The following is a 7,208-nucleotide window of genomic DNA, read 5'->3' on the forward strand; positions in this document are numbered from 1 at the left end:
GGCTTTTTTGACAGGCGGCTGAAATGGGGCAGCCGCCTACCTAAGGATGATTAGTTAAAGAAATTTATGCAAGACATGTATTAGATGAGTTTTTTTGTTTGGCAAATCACTGTCGTTTATCTGTCATCCGTAGGTACGGATAACCTTGTATGTAGGTTCTAAAATACCTTCAAATAATTCCCAAAAGATAATGCATCCGCCAAAAGCGGATGGAACAGGACGACTACAATTGCCTCGAGAGGAAAGTTTTATTATTGGATTTCTGTTTTTTTCGCCACCCTTTTCATTCATGCCCTTGGGTTTAGAAATCTTGCTTAGCCCAATTCATTAATTTAATCCCTAAATTTCTTAACTCTTTATTATAAAATATTCTATGCGGAAATTTCTGAAAAAGAAATATATCAAATCTTAACGTCCGATTATTTTCTAAATTCTTTTCTAAAAACAATTCCTCTAAATTCAATAAATTATCTTCGGCGAGACTAACTAAAGCTTCAAGATCTGCTACTTGAAGCCACTGAGGCATTATACAATATTTTTGTTGATAAAGTTGTGTTTCTTGAATCAGAAGATCAAGATACCCTTTACAACAAACATCGTCGACTATGGTTTCTGCCGCAAATGTTATTATTGGAAATATTCTTTTGGGATCCTGTTTTTTATTATGTCTGATATAATTTATTAAATCATCATAATGAACATTCTGCTGCCACATGCCTTCTGTAATCAAACCCTCATCTTCCCGTTTCACTTCTGCCCATTGAACCTTTTCTCCTTTATCTAACTTGCTAAGAATGTTTTTATTTGGACCAAACACTCTTTCCTTTTCTTTTCCGCCTAAAAGAAAATCAGTCGGAAGTCTACCGCCCTTATGCTCAAAGTAAAAACAATCACTGTTCCTTTGTAAAAGACAGTCACTAATTTCTTCTTCCTTATTATTTTTTGGGTTTGGAATATACGTCCATTGTCCACTTGAATCATTTTGCGATATCTTTTCTACTAGAGCGTTAGCATAATCCTCATAAGCTAACCCTAGAGAATTTTGAAAATTGCTGCGCTCTTTACCGGATAATGCTTCAGATAATATAAAAAATGGTTCATCAATAATTTTATCAATTATAAATTCCGCTACTGGGCATATAATTTTGTTGGCAGCTGTCTCAATTAAAGGAAAGCGTCTAAGAGTAACGTAATCAAAGACTAATTGATCATCTTTGTTTTTGCGTTGATTTTTCCAATCATCTATTATCTTTGTATATTCCTGAGGAGAGCAGCTCCATTTCGAAATTATCTCTTCAAAATGGAGCTTTTCTTCCTTGCTGATCTCCTTAAATAAAGTCTCCTTATTCAACCAAATATTATTTCGGTCAAGTTTATAAATAAGGGCAACTAAATGGGCTAAAATCGTAAAATAACGAGGAAGACTTATCCCACTTGTAATATCCTGAAAATGATTTTTAACATCTGGAAAATGATTTGGTAAAATCTCTGTGTAGAGTTTGTAATTTCGCCCTAAATTAGCCCAAGGAGTATACCATGTTTGATATTTGTTAAATTGATTTTGTCTTACCCAAGAAAGAACAAAATCGTGTCTCTCTACCAATTTCTCTACATTTACTGGAGACTGTTTGTCTTTTAAAATATCATTTATTATAAGTAATACACGACATATTCTCCTTGGGAGCTCATAGTCTAGCTCAGAACTTGTTTTATTTCTGTCATTAAAAGTTAGTGCAAGATTAGCCAAGTATGCAATATTATGTGAATGAATAAAGAGATGTCTTCCCTGGGTATAAGGGATCCTTCCAGGGCAGTACATTCTATCTGCTTGAGGAAGCTTATGTGGAAAATCATCTACAATGGCTAACTTCAAATATTCTGCTTGTCGGCTAGCGTCTAGAATATCTGGTTTGTCTTTCTCTGGGTACTCTAGAAATTGTACGGATAAAGAGCTTAGATATCCTAAAACTGCCTCCAGTGGCATGCGAGCAATTTCTTCATTTAGAATATCATAGTTAATATTAGCATCTCCTCCGAGCTCTTTGAATGATGTATAACTTTGATATCCTATTTGTTTACTGTTCATTTTTCTATTAAACATCGTCATTTTTGCTAAAACCAATTAAAAGGTGAACGATTAGCCACAAAAGAAAAAAAGATGATGAGCTGTTTATATCCTTTGAATCTATTAATCCATGACACACCCTGTTTCTTAAGTTGGGGCCGCATTTTTCTATAAAGAGAGATCGCATCTCCCATACTAAATCCTTACTAAATATCTCTTCAGCATTTGAATTATTTAAAAGTTGGTTCAGATCTCGTTCTTCCTGCACCCCCTCTGGTGAAACCGAGGTTGTTTTTAACTTATTTATAGCAAAAATCAGCCTTATTGAATTTTCTATTTGAGGGACAATTAAATGGGTAAAAATCAGAAAATCACTTTCAAATCCAGCAATAATTGCTCGCTCAAATATATCCCTTCTTTCTTCTGGTACGAATTTACTTTTGCCAATCAATTCTTTTATTGCCTCTTTCCAAGAATCTCCCGACTGCAAAATCAAATAAATACCTCTTTTCAAAGTAGTACAGGCAGATAGATTTTGACCAAGATTATAACTTCTAATTATCTGTGCATTGAGCGTGGTTTCATGCTCATCACTCATCCCGCCGATTTTAGCTGAGACATTGCCTTCCTCGGTTAATATATGGGTATCAAATAACCCCTGCAGAGGATGCTCTTTTAGATTCTTTTCGGCAGTTTCTCTCTCTTGCTCATAAGAAAAAGGCTTATATAGAGCAGCAAATGCCGCAATTGCACCCTTCCCTGCTTTACCTTCAAGTAAATCATCTGCAATTTTTATCAAAGGCGCTGCATCTATATGAGGAGAAGAAATAACCTTCATTTGACTTATGGTTAACTTATTCGCTTCTTTCAATTCATGTACTAAATCCTCTGCCTTCATTTTCTCACCTGCCGCGCGATAAGCGTGGATAGCCTTTTCAAGCCTATACGCCAAATTAGAACCATCACAACCCTGAGGTGTTTTAAAACTTCTTGCCTCATCCTCCCAATGTTTCGCAATAGCAATCTTCATCTCTCTAGCCTTTTCTGAATCATTTGCATAACTGTAACATTTTGCTGCGTGCTCATAATATCTGTGTGGAGCATCACATCCTGGAGACATAGGGAATCCCTTTGCTATCTCCACCACCTTATCTCCTAGATTTTTCCAATTATCAATAAGCTTATTTTCTATTAAAAGTTCTAAAAGTGAGGATGGCCAATAATCCTGCTTTGCGTTAAAGCATGTTTTTCTGCTTTCTTCAAATAGGCTAAGAATCTTCTTGCTCACAATCTGCCTTTCCTGAGCTTTCTCGCCTAACTCCATTGCCATTTGAGTAGCTCGCTTAAGCCATTCGCTTCTTTGCACCCACATTTCATTATTTTTATCCTCGTCTGCAGATTGCAAGTAAGCCTTAACTGCTTTTTGTGCATGTAAATAATTTCTTCCTCTTATCCAAAGCACATCATAAATTCTTGCAACAAATTGCGAGTTGGTTGATACCTTGACAATTTCTTCTAATTTTGATAACTCATCTTCCTTTAAATCTTCTGGGATCAATGTTCTCCCTTGTGAGCTTGTCATAAGTGGACCAAATGGTTTACCCTTTTCGAATATAAAATACATAGAAAATACTCGCCAAAGCAGACTCATTGATATCTCTAATTCTCCGTCTCCTGTTTCCTTCGCTGCATTACGTCGTTGCTCAAAGGCTGAAAGAAGATTAGGGAATTTCTTACTTTTGACATCTGCTATTGCTTCTTCGAAATTTTCTAATAACCGTTTATCTAACATATTTAATTTTGCTCCTTTTAGGGGGAACAACCACACAAATGGTGCCGATGAATCTGCATCTAATAACTTTGAAAAAGCGTCTCGTATTGATCTTCAATATATTTTGAAACTAGCTCATCTTTCCAATACATTTTAGTTCCCCAAAATCCGTCTCCACCTCTTCCGGTAACGAAATAATCCTCACCACCACAACCAACAATGTTAAGCTGGAATTCTTTTTTAAAATACTTTGCCGAATCAATAGCATAACACATTAATTCATTATCGACATAAGCTTCATAGTTTCTAAATTTTTGTTTTATATGGCTTATTTGAAACTGTTCATAATCTAGGATCGCACCAGACACAGCATTAAAAGTATTAAAGAAAATATCTGTACTTTCTTTCCGAATGTAATAATGCGAGTAAGGGTCGCTAGAACAAACTGAAACAACTTTTTGCATATCGCTGACATCAGGCATTTTACTTTCGGAAGTTAAAATAAGAATGTCTAATAAACGCCCGCCACATTCAGAACAAAAAGGGAAATTTATGTTGATAATATCTATCAATTTATCGTTTTTGTAGTCCATCAACACAATATAATAGGGGATCCCTTTTTTCTGAAAAGGAGCGAATTTACTCAGATTCTTAAAATTAACATTTGTAGTTACATCGAACCTACAAGCTTGATCACCAAATAAACCAGCAAAGTCACAAGAATCGCCATAGTCTCCAGCAATTGTCAATTTGAATTTATCGATACCATCAACATAAAAGAAAAGTTCGGCTCTTAACCCTATATAAGAATTATACGGTATTGTTTTCTGTTGGGACTCAAGGTAAGATAAGGCATTTTTTACATCATCCCTATGTAATATGGAAAACATTATACTTCTAATCCTTCTATACTCCTCTGCAGGATGCACAATATTCATAATTTTATTATATCAAACCTTCTAAAATTATCAATTGCAGATAAATGTACTTTTACTAACTTATTTAGATGAAATTCTTTTTTTTGGTCCTCCTTAACTTATTGCTACAGTCCCTCCAGTAACTATAGTTTCTGTTAAAGAGCTGCTGGACTAAATTTTTACACACCCGGAGTGTATATGAGAGTTTGTCTCCATTTTAAAATATCCTTTGACGATGCATGTACAGAAGTGTAAAGTGAAAACATTATGAAAAAACGATACAATCTAAGTGAAGCGGCAAAAGAATTAAGTTTAACTCGCCAAGGTCTCTATTATTGGATCGAGAAAGGGTGGGTTACACCTAAACGTGATTATAAAGACCATCCTATATTCACGGATGCTAATTTAAAAAAGATTAAAGAATGGCAAAACAGGTTAAACGAAGGATAATTTATGGTAAAAAAACCTTCAAAGAGTAAAGGAACAAGATTAACTGAAACAAAAAAGATGTTTTTTGCGTTTCAGCGTTCTGTTTCAGAGCTAGAGGGTGGCCCCTTGCCAGATCCTTTTAAATATGCCGAATATGATTTCGCATTAAACGATACACTTAATATTTTAGTTCAGCATTTAAAGGAGAATGAATATAGACCTAAAAGAGCTGAGAATTTTGATATGCCTAAGGGAGAGTTCGCTATTAGGCCAGGGTTGACTCTAGACGTAACTGATTTAACGGTTATTCATAAGTTGGCTTCAGATTTTATCGTAACTTTGGATGCTAAATTGTCTTCCGGAGTAGTTGCATATCGATTGCGAAATGACAAGAAAAAATGTTTTCGGATAGAAAGAGAGTCTGCTTATTATGTTTTACCACGGTATAAACGCAATCGTGTTAAAATTGAAGAATCATGGTATAACCTCTGGCCTAAATACCGAAAACAGATGAAGAAAGATTTGCAGAGCAAGAAATATTCTTTTGTTGCGTCGACTGATATTACAGCATTTTTTGAAGATGTCAATTTATTGACTCTTGGAGAGATTTTAAAGAAAAAGTCTGGTGCAAGCATAAAACAGATTAACATGATCATTGAAATATTGCGTAGTTGGGCATTGCGTGACCCTGCTAATATTAGACAGCGAAGAGGTTTGCCCCAGGGGATAAATATGTCAGGCGTCTTAAGTAATCATTATTTACAGATAGTTGATGACTATTTGGAAAATGTGCACAAAAGAGCAAGCACAAAAGATAAGATTAAATGGTATCGTTATTGTGATGATATACATGTTTTATGTAAAACGAAGGGACGTGCAAAAGCTATACTGCTTAATATAGGTCGTCTTTTGCGTCAATTAGGGCTAAATCAGAATGCTAAGAAAACAAATATTTTAACTGCAGAAGAAGCTCTAAAAACTATGTACTATTCTGTTGCTGAAGAAGTTTCTGAAATTGTTGACTTGTCTAAAAAACGTGGTGCTAATCGGGATGATTTAATTGAAAGACTTAAAATTGAATTTAGACAGCTCCCTAAAAGAACAGCTTCGTACAAAAAACGACATGAGACTGCTTTGTTTGGTTTTTATAACGCAGCGAGGATATTGGATTCAGACATTTTACTAAATAGAGCAAAACATGATTTTGAGAAATTTCCTACGCGGGCTAAAAACATCTCTGGATATTTAAGAAGTTTTGTAGGCAGGAAGAAAGTGTTTCGCGATATTTCTGAGCTTATGTTAAAAAAGAATAGGATTCTGCTATACAATTATCAGATAGCTTTTTTAGTTACTATTTTTAGGGGGTGCAATAATCAGGATAAAAAAATATTTGACGCTATTGTTGAGGTTGCTAGGAGCAAGGAGAGGCATTGGTATGTGAAAGTTCAGGCCATCAGTACATTGTTTTATTATGGTATCGGTTATTTAAGGGAAACGCATTTACGTGATTTTATCTCTAAAAGACACCACAAACAGGTTAGGCGTGCATCAATGGTCTTGTTGCCATTACTTTTTAAAAAGGATGAAGTTTTAAAAAGATTGGATGATTATGCAGGTGAATTGAATGTTACGGTTTCTCGAATGGCAAATTTTTTATTAGCATTAGTGGAGGATAAAGAGATTGCAATTTCACATTTAAGAAGATTTACTACTCCGAATTTCATTTTTTTGACTGATCAAATATGGAGATTGTGGTTTATCTCGCTCAATGAGAAGCCTGATGTAAGAAAAAAGTTTGATTCTACAATAAAAAAACTAAAAAAAGAATTTCGTCTAAATAAGTTAGTAAAAGTACATTTATCTGCAATTGATAATTTCAGAAGTGAAGGAAAAACCAAAATGACAGATAAACGACAGTGATTTGCCAAACAAAAAAACTCATCTAATACATGTCTTGCATAAATTTCTTTAACTAATCATCCTTAGGTAGGCGGCTGCCCCATTTCAGCCGCCTGTCAAAAAAGCC

At 34.8% G+C, this 7,208-nt stretch carries 5 protein-coding genes; 2 read left to right on the forward strand and 3 right to left on the reverse strand.

Features of this window, described 5'->3' with window-relative positions; translation table 11 throughout:
• Nucleotides 1-301 precede the first annotated feature (301 nt).
• From P9M13_00165 to P9M13_00175, 3 genes are read right to left on the reverse strand one after another with little or no spacing between them, the layout of a single operon-like run.
• On the reverse strand, nucleotides 302-2,086 hold the full coding sequence (locus tag P9M13_00165; protein MDP8261698.1) for a hypothetical protein: 1,785 nt from the start codon (nucleotides 2,084-2,086) through the stop codon (nucleotides 302-304).
• A 7-nt stretch (nucleotides 2,087-2,093) separates the two neighbouring features.
• Nucleotides 2,094-3,857: a DUF4209 domain-containing protein gene (locus tag P9M13_00170; GenBank protein ID MDP8261699.1), complete on the reverse strand. Its 1,764-nt coding sequence runs from the start codon at nucleotides 3,855-3,857 to the stop codon at nucleotides 2,094-2,096.
• Between the two features lie 59 nt (nucleotides 3,858-3,916).
• Nucleotides 3,917-4,774 (reverse strand): hypothetical protein, encoded by an 858-nt coding sequence (locus P9M13_00175; protein ID MDP8261700.1) that lies wholly within the window; start codon nucleotides 4,772-4,774, stop codon nucleotides 3,917-3,919.
• A gap of 246 nt (nucleotides 4,775-5,020) precedes the next feature.
• Here P9M13_00175 and P9M13_00180 point away from each other — a divergent pair, with 246 nt between their 5' ends.
• On the forward strand, nucleotides 5,021-5,203 hold the full coding sequence (locus tag P9M13_00180) for a MerR family transcriptional regulator (protein MDP8261701.1): 183 nt from the start codon (nucleotides 5,021-5,023) through the stop codon (nucleotides 5,201-5,203).
• Between the two features lie 3 nt (nucleotides 5,204-5,206).
• Nucleotides 5,207-7,102, forward strand: coding sequence for an RNA-directed DNA polymerase (locus P9M13_00185; GenBank protein ID MDP8261702.1), 1,896 nt, complete (start codon nucleotides 5,207-5,209; stop codon nucleotides 7,100-7,102).
• The last annotated feature ends 106 nt before the right edge of the window (nucleotides 7,103-7,208 follow it).

The organism is Candidatus Ancaeobacter aquaticus, assembly GCA_030765405.1.
Taxonomy (GTDB): Bacteria; Auribacterota; Ancaeobacteria; order Ancaeobacterales; family Ancaeobacteraceae; genus Ancaeobacter; species Ancaeobacter aquaticus.

Coding starts and splice junctions, on each gene's coding strand:
- P9M13_00165 (MDP8261698.1), bottom strand. CDS start 2,086: ATGAACAGTAAACAAATAGGATATCAAAGTTATACATCATTCAAAGAG.
- P9M13_00170 (MDP8261699.1), bottom strand. CDS start 3,857: ATGTTAGATAAACGGTTATTAGAAAATTTCGAAGAAGCAATAGCAGAT.
- P9M13_00175 (MDP8261700.1), bottom strand. CDS start 4,774: ATGAATATTGTGCATCCTGCAGAGGAGTATAGAAGGATTAGAAGTATA.
- P9M13_00180 (MDP8261701.1), top strand. CDS start 5,021: ATGAAAAAACGATACAATCTAAGTGAAGCGGCAAAAGAATTAAGTTTA.
- P9M13_00185 (MDP8261702.1), top strand. CDS start 5,207: ATGGTAAAAAAACCTTCAAAGAGTAAAGGAACAAGATTAACTGAAACA.